We start from the raw sequence: 20,894 nt of genomic DNA, 5'->3' as shown, positions 1-20,894 counted from the left end.
GTGTGTTCAGCGGACGCTTACCACTTAACAATAACTCCTTCATTATTTAGCCTTACTTTTCTAATGATTTAATTTAAAACAAATGGCATTTTGCGTGCTTGACTGCAAAAAGGTTGGGCACTATTCTTTGCCTGCTGGCCACATTGCCAGTCGGTCGTCGCGGACCGTCCCTTAGGAGCATTAAAGGTTTTATACTTTTAGTGTGTACACCCTCGTGCCCCCTCTATGGTGGAACGGAGGGGGACACCCTTGGGTGTGCTGGAGTCTTAAGGCCAGTCCGCGAACCCCCTTCGTTCTGCCACCATAATTTAAATGTCGGCAGAACTCCCAATAAAAAGGAGTTGGCTTTGCACATCCATTATTTCTTGGCTCTCAATGCCAAGAGCTATAACGACACAGCTTAAAAAATTAAAGCAGCTTGATTGCCCTAAGGTTTTCAGGCTTTAAGTCTTTTTTACTTAAAACTTAGCAACAACAAAACTTGAGATGTGCCAAGCACAGTCTTTACGGCTTTGCTGTGCCTTTTTTTTCTCCCAAAAGGGGCACAGGCTTTTTATCTCATTTATAAACAACAAGAATTTATAACGGTAAAACTATGCCAAAGTTAGTGCTTTCTTCCCGTGCCATACAAGTCATCAACAAGTCGATTGATTTATTTCACCATCGTGGCTTTCATACCGTTGGGGTAGATCGAATCGTCAAAGAATGTGAAATTACCAAAGCGACTTTTTATAACTTTTTCCATTCTAAAGAGCGGTTTATTGAAATCTGTTTGATCGTACAAAAAGAACGTTTAAAAGAAAAAGTGGTCTCAATTGCAGAGTATGCCCAAGGCACAAGCGCGGCTGATAAACTCAAACAGCTTTATTTCTTACATACCGATGTAGAGGGAATGTACTACCTATTATTTAAAGCCATGTTTGAAGCGAAACTGAGCTATCCAAAAGCCTATATCACCGCAGTGAGATATCGCACATGGTTACTGAATGAAATCTATAGCGAACTGATAAAACTAAAAACCGATGCGACTTTTCAAGACACCAAACTATTTTTATATATGATTGAAGGCGCAATTATTCAGTTTTTAAGTTTAGATGGGGCAATTGATCGGGAAAAGGTACTAGATTGTTTTTTGCGTAGTTTAGGTAGTTGATGTAATTTGATGCCGCAGAATGCGCTAGGCAATCGATAAAATTAAAAGCCGTTTGTCACCATATCTACGGAGGTGGTTTTTATACTTTTAGACATTTACTTTATTGCTTGATCAGACAAATGCGTGGCTGATAACAAAAAATATTAGACCGGTCGTCTATCAAGCTATATAGTTAGGCCTTACTTTGTTGACCATCTAGTTTAAAAGAGAAAATTAATGTCTATTATTCTTCATCATTTAAATGCTTCACGCTCATTTCGCATTCTGTGGTTACTTGAAGAAATCAATCAACCGTATGAATTAAAAAGTTATTTTCGAGATAAAACTACAAATCTTGCACCTCAAGAATTAAAAAATATTCATCCTTTAGGAAAATCACCTGTGATTGAGCTTAATGGAAAAGTAATTGCTGAATCAGGTGCCATTGTAGAAATTTTGATTGAAAAGTTTGCTCCTCAACTGATGCCCGCGAAAGATTCAGACAGTTATCTTGATTATTTACAATGGGTTCATTTTTCAGAAAGTTCGGCTATGGTTCCATATTTATTAAATATTTTTAATTCGATTGAGTTAAAAAATGGCACTCAATTAAAGTTCTTAGATCAATATGCGCAGACTGAGTTGGATAAAGTATTTTCATATTTAGATCAACAATTAGTAGGCAAAAAATTCTTAGTAGGCGATTATTTAACGGGTGCAGATTTTATGATTGGTTTCGTAGTCTATGGTCTAATTAATTCTTTAAATATTCGGTCAAAATATCTCAATATTGAACAATATGTAAAAGGTTTAGAAAACCTAGAAAGCTGGAAAAAAGCCATGTCTATTGAACAAAATCTTCATCAACATACCAATGCCTAAAAATTGCTCTAAGTAATTTTTCCAATATTGTTTAGCTGCTCAATTGGCTCGTATTCATTCTTTCACGAGTTCTGCTAAACCAGCGAGTTAAAGACCCCGTTGTTTTAAAATTATGATTTGAAACTCTTGTACTTCTAATTGATGACAAGAGTTTCTATGTCTATTTAAATTACATTTCTGAGTTCATTTGCTGTGTTGCGCAGCAATGGCAAAATTTGCTGAACCAAATAATCTTCTTGTACACGGTTGGTTTGAGACATGCAGTTAAGCGCTGCTATGGCTTGACCTTGTGCGTTAAAAACGGGCACAGCAATCGCAATCACGCCAAGCTCATGTTCTTCTTTAGAAAGACAATAATCCGATAATGAAATACCCTTAAGCACTTCAACAAACTTTGACTCATCTACAATGGTAAAAGGAGTTAAGCGTTTTAAACCGTAATTTTTTACCCACGTATGTTGAGCTTCTTCGGATAGTGCTGCCAGCAATACTTTACCCGTGGAAGTGGCATGGGCAGGGAGTCGGTTCCCTAAATGCATGCCATAAGGGCTGACACGTAAATTATCTTGCTGTGGTAAATAACTACGGGCAATTGGCACCACTTCGTTATCGTCCAGAACCACAATCGAGAAAGTAAGAGATGTCTGCGCACACAAAAGATTTAAAAATGACTGAGCAACTTTAGGCAGATGGGCAGAGCTTAAATAAGAACTTGAAAAGCGCAGCACGCGATGAGTGAGCCAAAAGTAATGTTCATCGGTTTCTAAATAGCCTAAGTATTTTAAAGTTTTTAGATACCGCCTTGCCGCTGTACGACTAATGCCTGTTCGCTCGGCTACTTGAGTGACATTAAGCCGCTGGCGATCCGTTCCAAAAGCTTCGAGTAAAGCTAAGCCTTTTGCTAACCCTGCAATGTAGTCTTCTTGACGAATTTTCTCATGCGAGTTTGGGTGCTCTAATAAAGCATCGAGAGAAGGCATCCTTTCGTTCCTGTTATTTTGGTTGTTTCTGTCCGCTATTCGGACAAACTAAATGATAAACGGTTATTTTCGTCTTGGATACATAGTGCACAAAACTTAAAGCCAGTAATTTAAAAGTCAGGATGAAACAAGGATGAAGTTATGGATATTTTAAAGACACAGGTTGCAATTATTGGATCTGGACCAGCAGGGTTATTGCTTGGGCAACTTCTATATAAAGCTGGCATCGACCATATTATTGTTGAGCAACGTAGTGCTGAATATGTGGCTTCGCGGATTCGTGCAGGAATTTTAGAGCAAGTTTCGGTCGACTTACTGAAACAAGCAGGCGTTGATCAAAACCTAAAAGACAAAGGATTACCGCATTCAGGCATCGAAATCTTAACCAATGGTGAATTGCATCGCGTTGATTTGGCTGCACTCACGGGTGGCAAACAAGTGACCGTATATGGTCAGACCGAAGTCACCAAAGATTTAATGACTGCGCGTGAAGCAGAGCAGCTCACTTCATTTTATGAAGCTCAAAATGTACAAGTAAAAGATTTTTACACTGCACCAAAAGTTGAGTTTGAGTACCAAGGTAAAGCCTTTCAAATTCAATGTGACTTTATTGCTGGTTGTGATGGCTACCATGGTGTCTGCCGTGCCAGCGTGCCAGAAGATAAAATTAAAACCTTTGAAAAAGTTTATCCGTTTGGCTGGTTAGGGGTGTTGGCCGATGTGCCGCCTGTAGCCGATGAACTTATTTATGTACAGTCAGAGCGTGGATTTGCTTTATGTAGTATGCGTTCAGAAACACGTAGCCGTTATTATTTACAAGTCCCTTTAACAGATCACGTCGAAGATTGGTCAGATGAAAAGTTCTGGGATGAGCTAAAAAACCGCCTAGACCCTGAAAGCCGTGAAAAGCTAGTCACAGGACCTTCTATTGAAAAAAGTATTGCGCCGTTACGTAGCTTTGTGACCGAGCCAATGCGTTTTGGAAAACTATTTTTAGCAGGCGATGCTGCACATATTGTTCCACCGACTGGAGCAAAAGGCCTCAACCTCGCGGCTTCTGATATTGCTTATTTATCAAGTGCGCTTGTTGAATATTATGTTGAAGGTTCCGAGCAAGGTATAAATGAATACTCAGAAAAATGCCTACAACGTGTATGGAAAGCGGAGCGTTTTTCTTGGTGGATGACTCATTTATTGCATCGTTTTGAAACTGAAAGTGAGTTTGATCATAAGATTAAACAAGCCGAGTTAAGTTATGTGCTTGGCTCGATTGCAGGTAAAACCACATTGGCCGAAAACTATGTTGGTTTGCCTTATGAGATTAAACAAATTGATAGTTTTAAGCACGCAAGCTAAAGACTAAGTAAAAATAAAAAGGGCATGCAAATGTCCTTTTTTATATAAAAAAACTGGATGGAATAAAATCGCTTAAAAGATGTGATTCGGCTAAAAGTAGCCCGATACTTTTCAAAATATAGGGCTACCTATCAATTCACCTAAAGTTTAGTTGGCCTTTGCCGCAACTTTATTATTGGTTAATATCACTTGTTGCTGAGATTGAACGGGTTTAACCACTTGTGGGTTAGAGTTACTCCACGGGATATAGGCTTCTGTCAAAATATGGCCTGTAAGGCTGGTTAAATCACTCGTTTTAACTTCTGCATTGCCTTGACGACCAAATAATACAACTTCATCACCTGCTTTGGCCTCTGGAATATCTGTTACGTCAACCATTACAGTATTCATTGATACTCGACCAACCACTGGTGCTTTTTGTCCATTGATTAATACAAAAGCTTTATTACTAAAACTACGACGGTAACCATCCGAATAACCTACAGGGAGGTTTGCGAGTCTAGAGTCACGTTTCAAAGTATAGGTTTGGTCATAACCTACGGTTGAATCTTTCAAGTAATTATTCACTGCGGCAATTTGTGTTTTAAATGCCATCATGCCTTTAAATTCAGGGTGATTAGGAAAATCACCATATATAATTGCACCTGCACGAACCATATCTAAATGTGATTCAGGAACGTTTACAGTAGCAAATGAATTAGCAGTATGTAATGTTAATTCTTTACGATTCAGTTTGGCTTTTTTTATCAACCATGCGGTTTGTTCATTAAATTGTGCCAGACGCTCACGAACAAATTTTTCATCTTCTACGGCATAATGGGTCATAATGCCGTCAATTTTAAGATGGGGAAGTTTGGTGATCGCAACAGCTTGTTCTTTGCCTAGAGCCGTAGACATTTCAAGACCATTACGATCCATACCGCCTGAATTCAAAGCCAAGCTGTAATGAACAGTTGTATTGTTCGCTTCTGCCCATTTAGACATACGGGCAGCTTGGTCATAATTACCTAAAAGCTCTTCAATATTTAAAGCTTGTGCATTGATAATTTCACTATCTGTGGCGGTACGTAAACGTGTAATTTTGCCTTTATAGCCATGCTTACGCACCATAGCTGCTTCAGCATTACTGGTAATGCCAATACATGATACGTTTAACTTCATAACACTTGGCATAAGTAGATCAATACTATGGCCGTATGCGTTAGCTTTCATGACTATACAAAGTTGTGTTTTGCCATTAAGTAACTGATTTGTCCTTTTAATATTATCTTCAAAAGCTTGAGTATCAATTTCTATCCATGCATTTGCTGTAGGTGCAGGGCTTACTTCATTTGTAACATGGGGAGTGAGTAAGGGAGCTGCATGAGCAAATTGCACCGAACCGAATAATATTAATGCACAGCTATATGCCAGATGAGAAAATTTTGTTTTAAGTTTCATGAGTTTTTTAATCTTTCCTGATTGAATATATTTTACCTTTCGGTATATTTCTATGATTAATTACAGCAATACAATGAATTTGTTTTGCGAAATCACATATTTTTTCGTAATAATATTTCCTCCTTAAAATATTATGAGAAGTATTAAGTGAGCTTAAAGCTACCTTAGTTTTATTAAGTAATATTGTCGTGCTTTAAATCATATTAATTAAATCTAAATATACATTCGTAAAAAAACAATAGAAAAATTTGCTAAATTTTTCTAAGTGTTATTTTTTTAATCTAATTGATTGTGCTATTTTTTAATCAAAATTTATGTAAATGTAACTTTAGATAAATAATGATTTTTTATTATGGATGGAGTTATTTTTGATCTATTTTTATTGGATGATATTGGTTATCATTTAATAAAATTAAAAAGAATATATTTGACTGGAAATTGTACTTTTCATTTGTTAATGAAAAATTATTTAAAATTATAGAATTGCATATATTTAAGTTAAATATTAATTGAAATAACCTAGAAGTATTGTGAACCGTGCATTACAAGTTTTTAATGATCTAAAGTCTTGTTTTAAGAATTGATAATAATTTAATCTAAATTCTATAAATAAATAATTAGTTAGATAAAATAAATAATAGAAGTAGGGCGAGTATGAAAAGTAAGCTTATAAGTTTTGCTTAATAAGTAGACCATTCGTACTTTCTATTTTTTTAATAAAGTTTCTTATCTATGGTTTAGGTTAAATTGAGGCTAAATAATAAACTTATACTTAATAAAATAACTGGATATTTTAGTTTTGTTGAGATTTTGGTGTATTTTGATCTCTAGCCCTAACTGGTACAGTTTTCTCTTTATTGCATTAGTGAGTACCTTGTACGATGCCAATTTTGAATAAAGCTTAATTATTTTATTTTTTAATTGATTTAATTTTTTTGATTTTATTAAAATTAATAAATTAAATTAGATATTAAGTTTTACCTTTTGTTAAATTTTAATGTTTTAGGTTTATAAGTTGTTATTAAAAATTAATATAAAAAATCTTATTCTGTTGTCATTTTTGTTTACTTATAGATGGATCAACAAAGGTTTTCCGAAGCATTTATGAGTATAGAAAAAAGATTTTTTATGAAAAAATGAATTGGAAAAAAGCGGGGAATAGGACGCATTTTGCTTAAAATATCAGCAATAATAAAAGCTTTTGTCACATTTTTTCAGTATATTGCTATTAATTTCTTTATTTATAAATTCTAAGTTTGTATGGAACAGGACCAAGCTCGCATACCTAAATATATTCCTATCCGCGATGCAATTGCCCACGATATTGAATCTGGCGTATTAGAAGCCCACGCAAAACTCCCTTCGGAAAGGGTGCTTTCTGAACAATTCCAAACCACTCGTGTTGCTGCACGTGAAGCTTTGTTGGCTTTGGAAACTGATGGTTTGATTTATCGATTAGACCGTCGTGGTTGGTATGTTCGTTCTCCTCGTATTATTTATCACCCGCAATCTACAAAAAACTTTAATCAGTTTGTGATTGAACAAGGCTATGAACCTTCGACAGAAGTGATTTCGAGTGAACTGACTCAGGCTACTTCTTGGGATGCCAAGCATTTAAAAGTTGAAAAAGGGCATCCGATTTATTCAGTTTGGCGACGTCGTTGTATTAATGGACGACCTGTTTTGGTTGAGCATTTACGTGTTAACGCTGAGTTTTTCCCTGAGTTTTTAACTCATGATCTTAAGCAATCGATTACTTTACTGATGGCAAATCAATATAACTGCCATATCACCAGAGCTGATATTAACCTCTATCCAACGGCCTTATCGGAACAGCAGGCCAAAGCACTTCATGTCAATGTGGGCGCGCTCGGTTTATATATTCGTCGTAGTAATAGAAATGAAGAAGGCGTAATTACTGATGTCGACCAAGAATATTGGCTACATGATGTTTTAGATTTACATTTTGAAGCACGAGCATAAAAATACAATCTGGTTTAAACCAGATTAATTAAACTGTCATATAAAGCTGTTGAAATACGATCATCAAATAATTGCATTCGATGGTTTGCAGATGAAACAGTACGTTCAACAGACAATTAAACTCGGCACTGCATCAGTTTTAGGTGTGGTGGTCGCTATTCAAATGGGATGTTCATCAGCAACATCAAAAAACTCAGAAGAAATTACAGTCTATACGGCAGTGGAAGCCGACCAGCTCAAACAGTACCAAGAAGAACTGCATAAAGCCTATCCAGAGCTAAAAGTAAAATGGGTACGTGATTCAACAGGTGTGATCACCGCTAAACTTTTGGCAGAGCAGAAAAATCCCCAAGCGGATGTGGTTTTTGGTGTTGCTTTAACCAGTTTGCTGGTCATGGAAAAGAAAGACATGCTTGAGCCTTTCAAACCTGAAGGTGTGCAAAATTTAAAACCAGAATTTGTAAGTCAAAAACCTGTACCGACTTGGACGGGTATGGATGCATGGGAATCTGCTATTTGTGTCAATAAAGTCGAATTAGAAAAACGTAAGTTACCAATTCCAAAAACTTGGAAAGATTTAACCAACCCGATTTATAAAAACCTGATTGTGATGCCAAATCCAGCTTCGAGTGGTACAGGCTATTTAGATGTCACGGCTTGGATGCAGATTTGGGGTGAAAAGCAGGCATGGGACTATATGCAGGCTTTGGATAAAAACATTTCACAATATCCTCATTCGGGTTCAAAACCTTGCAAGATGGCTGCACAGGGCGAAATCCCAATTGGTATTTCTTTCGGTTATCCGGCATTTAAATTAAAAGCAGAGGGTGCACCTTTAGAAGTGGTTTATCCAACTGAAGGTTTAGGCTGGGAAATGGAAGCTTCAGCAATTGTGAAAGGAACCAAGAAATTAAGTAGCGCACAAAAATTTATAAATTGGTCGGTAAGCAAAGCGGCAAATGAAGCCTATGCCCATAACTTTTCAATGGTGGCCTATAAAGGCATTGAAAATACCACAATGGACTTCCCGAAAAACCTTCCTCAAATGCTCGTAAAAAATGATTTTTATTGGGCGGCCGAGCAGCGTGAACGTATTTTGGCTGAATGGTCAAAGCGTTTTGAAAAGTGATCTTTTGAATAAGGGCCTCATTATGCAAATTCCTTCGTCATTGCAATCATCGCTGCTAGGTCAAAACCCAAAGGGCGAGTTGGCAGGGCATTTATTGTCGACATTAACGACCTATAAATATCCTGAACATGGCCCATCAGTTTTAGAAGTGATAGATATTCAAAAAAAGTTCCAACACTTTCAGGCCCTCACGCATATTAATTTAGACCTGAAAGCTGGCGAGTTCGTGAGCTTTTTGGGACCTTCTGGATGCGGTAAAACCACATTGCTACGCATTATTGCGGGTCTAGAAAAACCTGATTATGGAAAGGTTATAAAAAAGGGCGCAGACATTACGTTGTTGAGTGCTGAAAAGCGTCACTGTGGCATTGTGTTTCAGAACTATGCGTTATTTCCAAACTTAAACGTTGAAGAAAATATTGCTTTTGGCTTAGACAAAAAGAAATGGGATAAGGCACAGCGTAGTCAACGAGTTCAGCAATTATTAGAACTGATTGAATTACCCGATATTGCTAAAAAATATCCAAATCAATTGTCGGGTGGGCAGCAGCAACGTGTTGCGCTTGCTCGGGCAATTGCACCGAAGCCTGATATTTTACTGTTAGATGAACCATTGTCTGCACTCGATGCTCAGGTACGTCTAAACCTAAGACAAAAGATCCGTTCGATTCAATCGCAGCTTAATCTGCCAACCATTATGGTCACACACGATCAAGAAGAAGCATTAAGCATTTCTGACCGTGTTGTAGTCATGAATCATGGTGTCATTGAGCAAATTGATACACCGCATAATATTTACTACAAGCCACAAACCCAATTCGTTGCAAAGTTTATTGGCACCATGAACTTTTTAACTGCCACTTGTTCAGTCGCCAATCAGCTCGAGGTTTTAGGTTTTATTCCTTTAAAATTGGAGCAGCAAAAACTTAAAGCAGGGGAAAACTACAGCATTGGTTTTAGACCCGAAGCTGTCGAGTTGGTTGATGCTTTTGGCAGTGATAAAGAGTCGTTGTATTTGCCAGTTAAAGTATTAAGCACTGAATTTTTAGGCGCAAAACGCCGTTTATTTTGCACTATTCATATTGATGGAATTGAGCAGGCAAAGCACCTTTTGCAAATTGAAATTGAAAATACCAAGTTCAAATCTTTGCAAGAACTCATGTTTATAAAAGTGCCTAATCAGCTCATTCATGTCTTTGACGAACAAGGGTACGCACTATGTTAAATGAAGCTGCTTCAGCGGTTTTAAAAACACAGCCGCGTCGAAAAACTGAATATTCATTAAGATCAAATATTGCTTTAGCTAGCGTCGCAATCATTTTGACTTTAGCAATTATTGCTCCTTTAATGATGCTGTTTGAAACCGCATTTTTTGATGAAAATCAAAGTTTTGTTGGTCTTGAAAATTTTTATAATTATTTTGCAAGTCCAGCTTTACTCAGTTCTATATTTAACTCGATGTGGGTTGCTTGTGCTGCTACTGTCATTACAGTATTTCTTGCCAGTATTTATGCTTTTGCCCTGACCAATGTGAATATGAAAGGCAAAGGTTTCTTTAAACTGGTGGCTTTTTTACCGATTTTAGCACCGTCACTTTTACCGTCTTTGGCATTGGTTTATTTATTTGGTAAGCAAGGTGTATTTAAACCTTTGCTGGGCGATATACAAATTTATGGACCAATGGGTATTTTAATCAGTTATTGCTTTTGGCTATTTCCAGCAATTTTGATGTTGATGATGGTGTCTTTTCGCAGTGTCGATCAGCGTTTAATTGAGGCATCTTTGTCGCTCGGCAAAAATATCTGGAAGACGCATTATCACGTCACACTACCTGCAATTCGGTATGGACTCATCAGTGCAAGTCTGGTGGCTTTTATTTATGTGTTGACCGATTTTGGTATTCCAAAAGTCATTGGCGGTTCATTTAACATGATGGCGCTTGATGTTTATAAGCAGATTATTGGTCAGCAAAACATGAGCATGGGTGCGGTAATTTCCATCTTATTGTTGTTACCAGCAGTTTTTGTATTCATTTTCGATCGTATTCAAAGCAAACGCCATGCACGTTTTCAAGCTTTTCAGACTAAACCTTATATCTCAACATCGAATAAAAAACTTGAAGTCGTTCTGAGCTTATTTTGTGGGTTGGTTTCAGGTGCGATTTTACTGATTATCTTTACGGCAGTGCTGGCTTCATTCATTCAGTCTTGGCCTTATGATTTGTCTTTAACCTTAGCACATTACAGTTTTGAATATGTCGATGGCGGCGGTTGGGCAGCGTACTTTAACTCGGTTCGTATGGCACTCTTTAGTACGGTTTTTGGAACAGCACTCATTTTTATGGTGGCACTATTAACCGAACGTTTTAAGGCACACCCACTCATTAAAAACTATGTGCAAGCTTTGGTTTTATTACCCCTTGCTGTACCAGGGTTGGTGCTAGGTATTGCTTATATTTTGTTTTTTAACCAGCAAAGCAACCCTTTAAATGTGCTGTATGGAACCATGACCATTTTGGTGATTTCAACCATTGTGCATTATTACACTGTGCCACACCTCACTTTAACCAATGCCATTAAACAGATTCCTTTACAGCTCGATCAGGCAGCAGAAACTTTAGGAACATCGAAGTGCAAAACCTTTTGGAAAGTGTATTTGCCCATGTGTTTTCCAGCGCTATGCGATGTATCGGTCTATGTTTTTGTGAATGCCATGACGACTGTATCGGCTGCCATTTTCCTCTATTCACCAGACACCAGTTTAGCTGCGGTAGCTGTTTTAAATATGGATGATGCAGGAGACACGGTTGCTGCTGTTGCGATGAGCATTCTCATTTTGACAACCTCATGTGTTGTAAAACTCATTCACTGGTTATTTACCAGAAAAATTATGGCAAGAAGTCAGCAATGGCGCGAAAGCTCCCATTAAGTTTTAGCTAAACACAATTTTTATTTAACCGACTGAAACGAAATGCTTTGTTCAACAAGGCAAGGGTTTATTCATCCTAAATTTCGAAAATTGGAAGTCTTATGAATAACGCAAAGTTTGATTTAATTGTTGTCGGCGCCGGTATTTTAGGTTTGTCCGCTGCCATACAGGCGCAAGAGCAAGGCTTAAAAGTTTGTATCTTCGAGAAAAATGCCAAGCCTGTGGGGGCAACTCGTCGTAATTTTGGCATGGTCGGAACTTCGACATTAACCCATCCAGAGCAACAGTGGCGAAAGTACGCTCTTGAAACGCGTTCTTTTTATCAGGGTATTCAAGCTGAAACCGATATTTCGTTTGCTCAACGCCAAGGTGTGTATCTGGCAAATACGGCACTTGAATGGCAGGTTTTAAATGAGTTTGCCGAGCGTGCAAATAATTACCAAATTCCAATTCATTTGCTAAAGCATGAGGAACTGGTTACTCAATTTTCTTATTTAAATCCTTCGCAGCAGTTTCAAGGCGGCTTGGTTTTTGAAGAAGATTATTCGGTCGAACCGCATGTGGTTGGGCAGCGACTATTGGCATATGCCGAAAGAAAAGGCGTAAAGATTTATACCAATGCTTGTGTCGTTCAAACCCAATATCAACATGAAATTTGTCAGGTTCGCTTGGCAAGTGGCGAGGCATATCGGGCAAATAAAGTTTTGATCTGCCACGGTGAAATCATCGATGTTTTATATCCAGATCTCTTACAAAGTTTAAATCTGAAACGTTGTGGCTTACAAATGGCCCTGACTCAACAGTTTCACCAAAAATTAAATGCTTCTCTTTATTCAGGCTTATCCATTTCACGTTATCCAGCTTTTGAAATTTGCCCAAGTCATGCAGAGCTAGTTAAAGCGTCACAACAAGGCTTCATTAAAGAATTCGGTATTCATATTCTGATTAAACAAAACGAATTTGGTGAACTGATCGTGGGCGATAGTCACGAATACCATCCGATTAATGAAGCGCCTCAGTTCGAGCAGCGTGAAGAGATTAATGAATTTATTCAAGCTTACTGCCATGAAAAATTAGGGCTGACTTTACCTCCAATTCAAAAACGTTGGAATGGTTATTACCTGATTCATGAAGATGAGTTGGCCTGTGTCACTGAAGCCGAAAAAAACATCTTTCTGGTAAGTGCAATTGCTGGCAAAGGCATGACCACAGGGGCTGGGTTTATGAAAGAAGTATTAGAACAAAATATTTACTAGTTTGTCATCTGGTTTAAACCAGATTGGTGTATATTGAAATGAACGCGAAAGAAATGAGTACCATTATGAACATGCAACCCCAACTCGATATGGATTTAGAGAACAAGTATTTGCTTCTTACTCCAGGACCATTATCAACATCGGCGACAGTACGCCGTGCCATGCAAAAAGACTGGTGTACTTGGGACCAAGAATACAACTCGCTGGTACAAGATATCCGCTCTCGTCTAGTCAACTTGGCAACCAGTCAACCTGAAAAATATACGGCTGTGTTAATGCAAGGCAGTGGTAGTTTTGCAGTGGAGTCTGTGCTTGGTTCAGCTATTCCGCGTGATGGCAAAATCTTGATCATTAATAACGGTGCATATGGTGCACGTATGGGGCAAATGGCACGTTGCTTAAATATTGAAGTTGTAGAACTGAACTATTTAGAAACCCAGACACCAGATTTACAAGAGATTGAGCGCGTTTTAAAAGATAAAGCCATTAGCCATGTTGCTTGTGTGCACTGTGAAACCACCACAGGTATTTTAAACCCGATTCAAGAGATAGGCCGTTTAGTTAAAGCAGCAGGAAAAATCTGGATTGTAGATGCCATGAGTTCATTTGGTGGTGTGCCTATGGATATGGCTGAGCTTGAAATTGATTTTCTGATTTCAAGTGCAAATAAATGTATTCAAGGTGTTCCGGGCTTTGGTTTTATTTTGGCAAAGCGTGATTGCCTAGAAGCATGTAAAGGCTTGGCTCGTTCGGTCAGCCTCGATTTGTATGATCAGTGGAGCACGATGGAACAGCATAACGGCAAATGGCGCTTTACCTCACCAACCCATGTGGTGCGTGCTTTTTATCAAGCATTACTTGAGCTTGAGGCAGAGGGCGGTGTTGCTGCACGTTATCAACGTTATTTACAAAACCAGCAAACCTTATCGCAAGGTATGCAAAAACTGGGCTTTGAATTGGTACTCGGTGAAGAGTGCTCACAATCACCCATCATTACCACTTTTCTTTACCCAACAGCCAAGTCTTTTAGCTTTCAGTCTTTCTACGAAACCCTGAAAAAATCAGGCTATGTGATCTATCCGGGCAAAGTCACCGATCTCAACTGCTTCCGTATTGGCAATATTGGCGAAGTTTATATTCAAGACATTGAAGGGCTTCTTGCTGCGATTGCCAGCTACTGCGAAAGCCATCTCAATCAAGCTGTAACAGCATAACTTTTATTAAAACATTTGAATTAAAGGGTATACATCATGACGACCAACAACACACAAATTCAGGCTGTGGTTTTTGACTGGGCTGGCACAACTGTAGATTTTGGTTCACGCGCACCGATTTTGGCTTTTATGGCTTTATTTAAAGACAATAAAATTGAAATTACGGTTGAAGAAGCTCGAGCGCCAATGGGTTTAGAAAAACGTGACCATATTGCAGCTGTTTTAAAAATGCCGCGTGTAGCGGCTGCATGGCAGGAAGTATATGGGCAGGCGGCAACTGAAGCAGATATTGACCGTTTATATAAAGACTTTATTCCGTATCAGTTAAATTCTATTCCGAAATGTTCTGCTTTAATTCCGGGTGCATTAGAAACGTTTGAGAATATTAAAAAGCGTGGTGCAAAAATTGGCAGTAACACGGGCTATGCATCTATGATGATCGGTCGTTTGGTTAAAGATGCTGCCGATCAGGGCTACCGTCCAGACTGTATCGTTACTGCCAGCGATGTGAAATTTGGCCGTCCATATCCTGAAATGTTATGGAAGAACTTAATTCAACTCGACGTATCCGACATTAAAACTGTTGTAAAAGTAGATGATACCGTGGTGGGTATCGATGAAGGTTTAAATGCTGGATGCTGGACAGTAGGACTTGCGATTAGTGGCAATGAAGTCGGTTTAAGCTATGAAGAGTGGAGTGCATTATCGGCCGATGAACAGATTGTACTAAAAGATAAGGCATACCAAAAAATGAATGCGTCAGGCGCTCATTATGTGATTGATAGTGTCGCTGATTTGCCAAATGTTTTAGATGATATTGAACGCCGTTTGGGACAGGGTGAACGACCTTAAACAAATCCTTGCGTAAAAAAACCTGCTATAAAGCGGGTTTTTTATGATTTAAAGTAATTTTTAGTTCTAATCTTTTATTGATATTTAAAAATAAACAAATTTTTATTCAGTAAATTTATAATCTTATACTCATGAGTTTTTGGTAGGAAAAAACAGTTGAGCCAAAGAAATAGGGGGTTAATATAAGCATTAAAACGTGAATTTTCATCAAATATTGATGTTGGATAAGGACTAAGGAAAGAAAATCATGAATGCTTATTATCAATTACTGAATAGAACAATTGGTCCTCAAGGTGAAGTTATTGCTCATTATTGCTCAACTGTTCATGCACAAGGAGCTTGGAACCCTCATGAACAGCATATGGCGCCTGCAAGTGGTGTAATCGCAGCAGAGTTAGAGCAATTTTCACCACGACAAGATATGCGAATTGGTCGAATTAGTTTTGATATTTTTGGATTGATTGCATTTGGTGAATTTACGATCAAGACCCATGTCATTCGTGCTGGTAAAACCATTGAACTGATTGAAGCTGAAATGCAGGCACAAGGTAAAACTTGTATTGTGGCTAGAGCATGGCGAATGTGCACTCAAGACAGTTCCGATATTGCTGGGCTTGAAGATCAGCCAGTTCATCATCCAGATACCTTTACAGAGTGGACAGGTATGAAAAGGTGGCCAGGTGGTTTTATCCAGACACTCGTCACTAAAACTGATGATCAGCATCGCGCAGGTAAAGGCATTGTTTGGCTCAATAATGATAAAGAAATGGTTGAAGGACAGCCGACGACAGATTTTGCTCATTTAATTGGCATGATAGATACAGCAAACGGCATTGTACCAAGACAAGAAGGCGAATTTACTTGGGGCTTCCCAAATCTTGATTTGCAAGTTCACATGCACCGTTATCCGCAAGGGAAATGGCTAGGTTTGGAAACCGTTCAGCAATATGGTTCGGATGGTATTGGTTTAACCAGTGCAGTTTTACATGATGTGTATGGTCCATTTGGTCGAAGTGAACAGATTTTGACTTTACGTAAAATAGCTAAATAAATTTTTGAGCCAATAAAAAAGTCATCCCTAAGGATGACTTTTTTATTTTGAGATTTAATTTTTAGTTACGGACTTTTAGCAGTGTTGGGGTAAGTTCATCCCAACGTTGTTTTGCAGCGTCCATTGCTTTCATTTTGATATGCCCATAACCACGAACTTCTGCCGGTAATTTTGCAATTTGTTCAGCAACTGCCAAGTTATGATTGTCTGGTGCTTCAACAAGTGCTTCAACAAATGCGATGTAACGATCACGCCACGCTTGTTCGTGTTGACGTTCTTCTTGACGTGCAAATGGATCAAGGAAAGTTTCACGAAGCCATTGTAAGCGAGCAAGCATCATCATTGGGAAGCGCATCCAGTAACCAAATGCACGTTTACGGACATTTTTCAGGCCACCAAGTAACGCTGGTGGGGCAAGGTGATACGTTAAACGTAAGCCTTTACCGAACTGGGTTTCAATTGATTCTTTGAAGCTTTTACCTGTTAAAAGACGTGCAACTTCATATTCATCTTTATACGCCATAACTCTATAAAGCTGAGTTGCAATCGTACCTGTTAATTCTTCTGGTAACTTTTTAGCAGCTAATTCTACAAGCGTACGGTATTTAGCTGCATAAGCTTCATTCCAATAGTCTGTTAGACGAGCAGAACGGTCTTCAACAAGTTCGGCCAAAGTTTGTGGAGTTTTAGTTTTTGGCATTGCTGCAAGTAAACGAGCAGCTAAAGTCGGGTCACTTGCAAGATGACAACCCACGCGGAAAGCTTCGATGTTCTTTTCAACAGCCGTACCATTTAAGCGAATTGCTTTTTCAATGCTTTCACGTAATAACGGAATGCGACCAGATTGCCATGCCATACCGAGTAATAACTGATTGGTATAAATTGAATCACCTAAGAGTTGTGTTGCGATGCGAGCTGCTGGTAAAGAAACCAGTTGGCCTTGACGAACACGACCACGAAGACGATCAATTAAATCACTAATAGGCGCATACCAGTCACGAGATTTAATAAACTCAGAAGTAGGAGTGCTGTCTTCATTCACAATAACTAAAGCATCATCTTTTAAGCGAGAGAGAGCAGCGCTACCACCAGCGACTACAGCATCTGCACCAATCAATAATTCACATTGGCCCGCTGGAATTTTGGTAGAAGAAATTTGTTCATCACTTGCCGCAAGTTGAACGTATGAATAAACCGTACCACCTTTTTGCGCAAGACCGGCCATGTCCATAACACGTGTGGCTTTACCTTCTAGGTGAGCCGCCATACCAAGGAGTGCACCAATAGTCACAACACCTGTACCACCAATACCACCAACCATAATACGACTTGGAACGTCATATAACTGAGGGATAACTGGTGATGTTGGCCAACCTGCGCCAATTCCTTCAAATTTAGCTGGACGTTTCATATCACGTGTGTGAACAGTCACAAAACTAGGACAGAACCCTTCGGCACAAGTGAAGTCTTTATTACAGCTACTTTGGTTAATTTGACGTTTAGTACCTAATGCTGTTTCTACTGGCTCAATAGATAAGCAGTTTGATTTTTTCGAACAGTCGCCACAACCTTCGCAAATATCACTATTAATGTATAAACGCTCAGCTGGATCAGGGTACGCATCACGTTTACGACGACGGCGTTTTTCGCTGGCACAGGTTTGTACATAGATTAAAGCGGTGACACCTGTAATTTCACGAAGCTCACGTTGAACTGCATCGAGTTCATTACGGTGGCGAATTTCTACACCCGGTGCAATGCCGTCTTCTTCGTTTAATAGTTTAACTTCATCAGTTACGATGACTTGTTTTTTAATACCTTCAGCAGCAAGCTGACGAGTTAACTGCGCAACGCTCAAATGACCATCTACATGCTGACCACCTGTCATAGCGACCGCATCGTTGTAGAGGATTTTGTAGGTAATATTAGTTTTTGCAGCGATAGACTGACGAATTGCTAAGTAACCTGAGTGGAAATAGGTTCCATCACCAAGGTTAGCAAAAATGTGTTTTTCATTGGTAAATGGTGATGCACCCACCCAACTTACACCTTCACCGCCCATTTGAGAGAACGTTTCAGTACCGCGGTCAAGTGAAACAGCAATATAGTGACAACCAATACCGCCTAACGCGCGACTACCTTCAGGAACTACGGTTGAAGAGTTATGTGGGCAACCACTACAGAAATATGGTTTACGTTCAGCAAGATCAATAACACGTTTTGATTCTTGCTCTGCTTTTAGTAGTAAGTCGATTCTGCTTTGGATTTGTACTTTTAGGCTTTCTGGAATATCGAGTTTTAAGAAGCGAGCAGCCAGCATTTTTGCAATAGGTTCAGGCTGATATTCATAGTGACCAATGAGCGGTGCTTCTTCAATAGAGGTACTCCATTCACCTTTGCCGTCAGTTGCTTTACCAATGACACGAGGACGTTTGCCATCAGGCAGTGAGTACAGCTCATCTTTAATTTGTGTTTCAATAATTGGACGTTTTTCTTCGATAACGATCAGTTCTTCTAAACCTTCGGCAAATTCACGAACACCTTGTGGTTCTAAAGGCCAAATCATCCCAACCTGATAAACACGTAGCCCAAGCTGTTGGGCAGTTTCGTCTTCAATACCTAAAATGCGTAAGGCTTCAATCGTATCTAAATAACCTTTACCACTTGCGGCAATACCAATACGGGCATTTTCACATGGCCATGTAACGGTGTTGATTTTGTTGGCGCGGGCATAAGCCAAAACAGCAGGTAAGCGATATTTATAAAGACGTTCTTCTTGCTGAATGCCGTGGTCTGGCCAACGAATATTGACGCCGCCCTCTGGGAAATTAACATCTTCTGGTATAACCGGAGTAACACGGTCTAGGTCGACATGAACAGAAGCAGAAGTCTCTACAATTTCACTGACCAGCTTCATTGAAGACCAAAGGCCAGAAAAACGTGAAACAGCAATGGCGTGAACACCAAAGTCTAAAATTTGTTGAACGGATGTTGGGTAGAAAATTGGAATACCACAACCAATCATGACATGTTCGGACTGGTGAGGGATTGTAGAAGATTTACATGAGTGGTCATCACCAAATAAAGCAACAACACCACCACGTTCAGAGGTACCAGCTAAGTTAGCATGGCGGAGTACATCGCCTGAACGGTCAACACCCGGGCCTTTACCATACCACCATGAAGACACTCCATCATATTTGCCTTGGCCTGAAAGATTAACTTGTTGGGTACCCCAAATTGCGGTAGCAGCCAAGTCTTCATTTACGCCAGGTTGAAATACAACATTATGGGATTTAAGCAATCCTTGAACTTGCCAAAGGAAACTATCATAGTTACCAACAGGAGAACCGCGATAACCAGAAATAAAACCAGCAGTGTGATAACCATTCATCGCGTCACGGCGAGTTTGGGCAAGAGGCAACCGAACAAGCGCCTGAATGCCGGTCATATATGCTGTACCGTTATCACTTACATATTTATCTTCAAGTGACACATCCTTTGTTGCAATAATATTTGGAGTGACTTTTGTAGCTATATTCATTTATATCTCCTTAGAATTTTTAGTAGCTCGGACTACTTTCTTTTTTCAACATCCAGTTGAATATTTGGAGCAAGTGACATACGAAATAAAAAAAGATCGGTTCCTCTTCTTAAAAAGAATTAGTGCCAATGTATGTACATTTAGTCATTGTGGTTGATCTAAACTGGTGCAACAATCCGTAATTTAGGAAAACATATTTACGTTATGCGCAAAAATCTCGATGGTGGACTATTGCATGCAATGCATGCATTCCTGAAAGTGATTGATAGCGGGAGTTTCACAGCAGCAGCTGAGCAGATGGATCTGACCACAGCACAGGTTTCACGTCTTATCAGCGAGCTAGAAACACGCTTAGGTACAAAATTAATACAACGCTCGACGCGCCAGCAGGCACTGACCGATATTGGTGCGACTTACGCAGAGCGCTGTCGTCAAGTCATTTCAATGGTGGATGAAGCGGAGTCGGAAGTAACAGGAACAGCATCTAAACCCAAAGGGCGTTTGCGGGTATTAAGTATGGGAAGCTTTGGGCATCATTATGTTTTTCCAGTGATGGCCGAGTTTTGTAAGCATTATCCCGAATTAACCGTGGAATATACGACTTCACAGTACGTTCCAGACTTGTTGGCAAAAGGGGTCGATGTCAGTCTCTATCTCACTGAATCATTAACAGATTCTCGTTTTGTCGCACGCAGAATTGGCACTATTTTTTCTGTTTTATGTGCTTCACCTGCTTACCTCGAAAAACATGGTATGCCGAAGTCTCCAGAAGACTTAAAAGATCATGCCTGTTTACGCTTGGTAAACCCGTCTATTACACCAGATTGGCACTTGTTAAATGCAAAGGGTGAGTCTTACCAAATTGATACTGGCGGGCAACTCATTGCAGATAACCCTGAGTTATTGTTAGATGTGGTGCAACAAGATATGGGTGTGGCGTTATTGCCGATGTTTTCGGCTTTAGATGCGGTTCAAAATGGAAGATTATGTCATATCTTGCCAGAGTGGCGTTCGCCCGATATCGGAGTTTATACCTTGTTGCCTTCACGCCATTTTATTGATGCCAAAACACGTGCATGGCTGGATTGGGTGGAAGAATATATTTCCCCAAGAATTGAAATGGATGCATCTTATTTTTATAAATAAT

At 39.2% G+C, this 20,894-nt stretch carries 15 protein-coding genes; 12 read left to right on the top strand and 3 right to left on the bottom strand.

From position 1 onward, the window contains the following. Positions 1 to 595: 595 nt before the first annotated feature. The gene (locus tag RFW85_RS16270) at positions 596 to 1,153 is read left to right on the top strand and encodes a TetR/AcrR family transcriptional regulator (protein ID WP_309171694.1); all 558 of its coding nucleotides are present in this window, start codon (positions 596 to 598) and stop codon (positions 1,151 to 1,153) included. A gap of 216 nt (positions 1,154 to 1,369) precedes the next feature. Beyond that, entirely contained in the window at positions 1,370 to 2,014 is a 645-nt protein-coding gene (locus RFW85_RS16265) for a glutathione S-transferase family protein (protein ID WP_057086183.1), read from the top strand. Between the two features lie 164 nt (positions 2,015 to 2,178). On the opposite strand, the gene pobR is transcribed toward RFW85_RS16265, so the two are convergent. Beyond that, complete coding sequence (gene pobR, locus RFW85_RS16260; RefSeq protein WP_309171693.1) at positions 2,179 to 2,994, bottom strand: IclR family transcriptional regulator PobR; 816 nt, start codon at positions 2,992 to 2,994, stop codon at positions 2,179 to 2,181. Positions 2,995 to 3,135: 141 nt separating this feature from the next. Here pobR and pobA point away from each other — a divergent pair, with 141 nt between their 5' ends. Continuing rightward, positions 3,136 to 4,350, top strand: coding sequence for a 4-hydroxybenzoate 3-monooxygenase (pobA, locus tag RFW85_RS16255; RefSeq protein WP_002114537.1), 1,215 nt, complete (start codon positions 3,136 to 3,138; stop codon positions 4,348 to 4,350). Between the two features lie 147 nt (positions 4,351 to 4,497). On the opposite strand, the gene alr is transcribed toward pobA, so the two are convergent. Then, positions 4,498 to 5,790, bottom strand: coding sequence for an alanine racemase (gene alr, locus RFW85_RS16250; protein ID WP_309171692.1), 1,293 nt, complete (start codon positions 5,788 to 5,790; stop codon positions 4,498 to 4,500). A 1,260-nt stretch (positions 5,791 to 7,050) separates the two neighbouring features. Here alr and RFW85_RS16245 point away from each other — a divergent pair. The 8 genes from RFW85_RS16245 to RFW85_RS16210 all read left to right on the top strand — a co-directional run bounded on the left by RFW85_RS16245 (position 7,051) and on the right by RFW85_RS16210 (position 16,203). Beyond that, entirely contained in the window at positions 7,051 to 7,773 is a 723-nt protein-coding gene (locus tag RFW85_RS16245; protein ID WP_017385548.1) for a UTRA domain-containing protein, read from the top strand. Positions 7,774 to 7,864: 91 nt separating this feature from the next. Continuing rightward, positions 7,865 to 8,902: a putative 2-aminoethylphosphonate ABC transporter substrate-binding protein gene (locus RFW85_RS16240; RefSeq protein WP_068931127.1), complete on the top strand. Its 1,038-nt coding sequence runs from the start codon at positions 7,865 to 7,867 to the stop codon at positions 8,900 to 8,902. A 22-nt stretch (positions 8,903 to 8,924) separates the two neighbouring features. Next, positions 8,925 to 10,127 (top strand): ATP-binding cassette domain-containing protein, encoded by a 1,203-nt coding sequence (locus tag RFW85_RS16235; RefSeq protein ID WP_309171691.1) that lies wholly within the window; start codon positions 8,925 to 8,927, stop codon positions 10,125 to 10,127. Then, positions 10,121 to 11,830 carry a putative 2-aminoethylphosphonate ABC transporter permease subunit gene (locus RFW85_RS16230; protein ID WP_309171690.1) on the top strand — a complete coding sequence of 570 codons (1,710 nt, stop codon included), beginning with the start codon at positions 10,121 to 10,123 and terminating at the stop codon, positions 11,828 to 11,830. The genes RFW85_RS16235 and RFW85_RS16230 overlap by 7 nt, the downstream gene beginning before the upstream one ends. Before the next feature lie 101 nt (positions 11,831 to 11,931). Continuing rightward, on the top strand, positions 11,932 to 13,086 hold the full coding sequence (locus tag RFW85_RS16225) for a TIGR03364 family FAD-dependent oxidoreductase (RefSeq protein WP_309171689.1): 1,155 nt from the start codon (positions 11,932 to 11,934) through the stop codon (positions 13,084 to 13,086). Between the two features lie 26 nt (positions 13,087 to 13,112). Continuing rightward, the gene (phnW, locus tag RFW85_RS16220; RefSeq protein WP_309171696.1) at positions 13,113 to 14,300 is read left to right on the top strand and encodes a 2-aminoethylphosphonate--pyruvate transaminase; all 1,188 of its coding nucleotides are present in this window, start codon (positions 13,113 to 13,115) and stop codon (positions 14,298 to 14,300) included. Positions 14,301 to 14,336: 36 nt separating this feature from the next. Further along, positions 14,337 to 15,152 carry a phosphonoacetaldehyde hydrolase gene (gene phnX / locus RFW85_RS16215; RefSeq protein WP_309171688.1) on the top strand — a complete coding sequence of 272 codons (816 nt, stop codon included), beginning with the start codon at positions 14,337 to 14,339 and terminating at the stop codon, positions 15,150 to 15,152. A 247-nt stretch (positions 15,153 to 15,399) separates the two neighbouring features. Continuing rightward, positions 15,400 to 16,203: a thioesterase family protein gene (locus RFW85_RS16210; RefSeq protein WP_309171687.1), complete on the top strand. Its 804-nt coding sequence runs from the start codon at positions 15,400 to 15,402 to the stop codon at positions 16,201 to 16,203. 61 nt (positions 16,204 to 16,264) lie between these two features. On the opposite strand, the gene RFW85_RS16205 is transcribed toward RFW85_RS16210, so the two are convergent. After that, on the bottom strand, positions 16,265 to 19,747 hold the full coding sequence (locus RFW85_RS16205; RefSeq protein ID WP_309171686.1) for an indolepyruvate ferredoxin oxidoreductase family protein: 3,483 nt from the start codon (positions 19,745 to 19,747) through the stop codon (positions 16,265 to 16,267). Positions 19,748 to 19,951: 204 nt separating this feature from the next. On the opposite strand from RFW85_RS16205, the gene RFW85_RS16200 reads away from it, so the two are divergent. After that, positions 19,952 to 20,893 carry a LysR family transcriptional regulator gene (locus tag RFW85_RS16200; protein WP_309171685.1) on the top strand — a complete coding sequence of 314 codons (942 nt, stop codon included), beginning with the start codon at positions 19,952 to 19,954 and terminating at the stop codon, positions 20,891 to 20,893. Position 20,894 lies beyond the last annotated feature (1 nt).

It is taken from the genome of Acinetobacter sp. 12966 (assembly GCF_031196995.1).
GTDB lineage: Bacteria > Pseudomonadota > Gammaproteobacteria > Pseudomonadales > Moraxellaceae > Acinetobacter > Acinetobacter geminorum.
The sequence above is the reverse complement of the archived record's forward strand: the minus strand, read 5'-3'. Positions and strand labels throughout refer to the sequence as shown.

Excerpts from the sequence above, each read along its gene's own strand:
- RFW85_RS16210 (WP_309171687.1), top strand. The coding sequence starts at position 15,400 with ATGAATGCTTATTATCAATTACTGAATAGAACAATTGGTCCTCAAGGT.
- RFW85_RS16235 (WP_309171691.1), top strand. The coding sequence starts at position 8,925 with ATGCAAATTCCTTCGTCATTGCAATCATCGCTGCTAGGTCAAAACCCA.
- RFW85_RS16245 (WP_017385548.1), top strand. The coding sequence starts at position 7,051 with ATGGAACAGGACCAAGCTCGCATACCTAAATATATTCCTATCCGCGAT.
- RFW85_RS16270 (WP_309171694.1), top strand. The coding sequence starts at position 596 with ATGCCAAAGTTAGTGCTTTCTTCCCGTGCCATACAAGTCATCAACAAG.
- RFW85_RS16225 (WP_309171689.1), top strand. The coding sequence starts at position 11,932 with ATGAATAACGCAAAGTTTGATTTAATTGTTGTCGGCGCCGGTATTTTA.
- RFW85_RS16200 (WP_309171685.1), top strand. The coding sequence starts at position 19,952 with ATGCGCAAAAATCTCGATGGTGGACTATTGCATGCAATGCATGCATTC.
- RFW85_RS16265 (WP_057086183.1), top strand. The coding sequence starts at position 1,370 with ATGTCTATTATTCTTCATCATTTAAATGCTTCACGCTCATTTCGCATT.
- RFW85_RS16240 (WP_068931127.1), top strand. The coding sequence starts at position 7,865 with ATGAAACAGTACGTTCAACAGACAATTAAACTCGGCACTGCATCAGTT.
- RFW85_RS16230 (WP_309171690.1), top strand. The coding sequence starts at position 10,121 with ATGTTAAATGAAGCTGCTTCAGCGGTTTTAAAAACACAGCCGCGTCGA.
- alr (WP_309171692.1), bottom strand. The coding sequence starts at position 5,790 with ATGAAACTTAAAACAAAATTTTCTCATCTGGCATATAGCTGTGCATTA.
- pobA (WP_002114537.1), top strand. The coding sequence starts at position 3,136 with ATGGATATTTTAAAGACACAGGTTGCAATTATTGGATCTGGACCAGCA.
- RFW85_RS16205 (WP_309171686.1), bottom strand. The coding sequence starts at position 19,747 with ATGAATATAGCTACAAAAGTCACTCCAAATATTATTGCAACAAAGGAT.
- phnX (WP_309171688.1), top strand. The coding sequence starts at position 14,337 with ATGACGACCAACAACACACAAATTCAGGCTGTGGTTTTTGACTGGGCT.
- pobR (WP_309171693.1), bottom strand. The coding sequence starts at position 2,994 with ATGCCTTCTCTCGATGCTTTATTAGAGCACCCAAACTCGCATGAGAAA.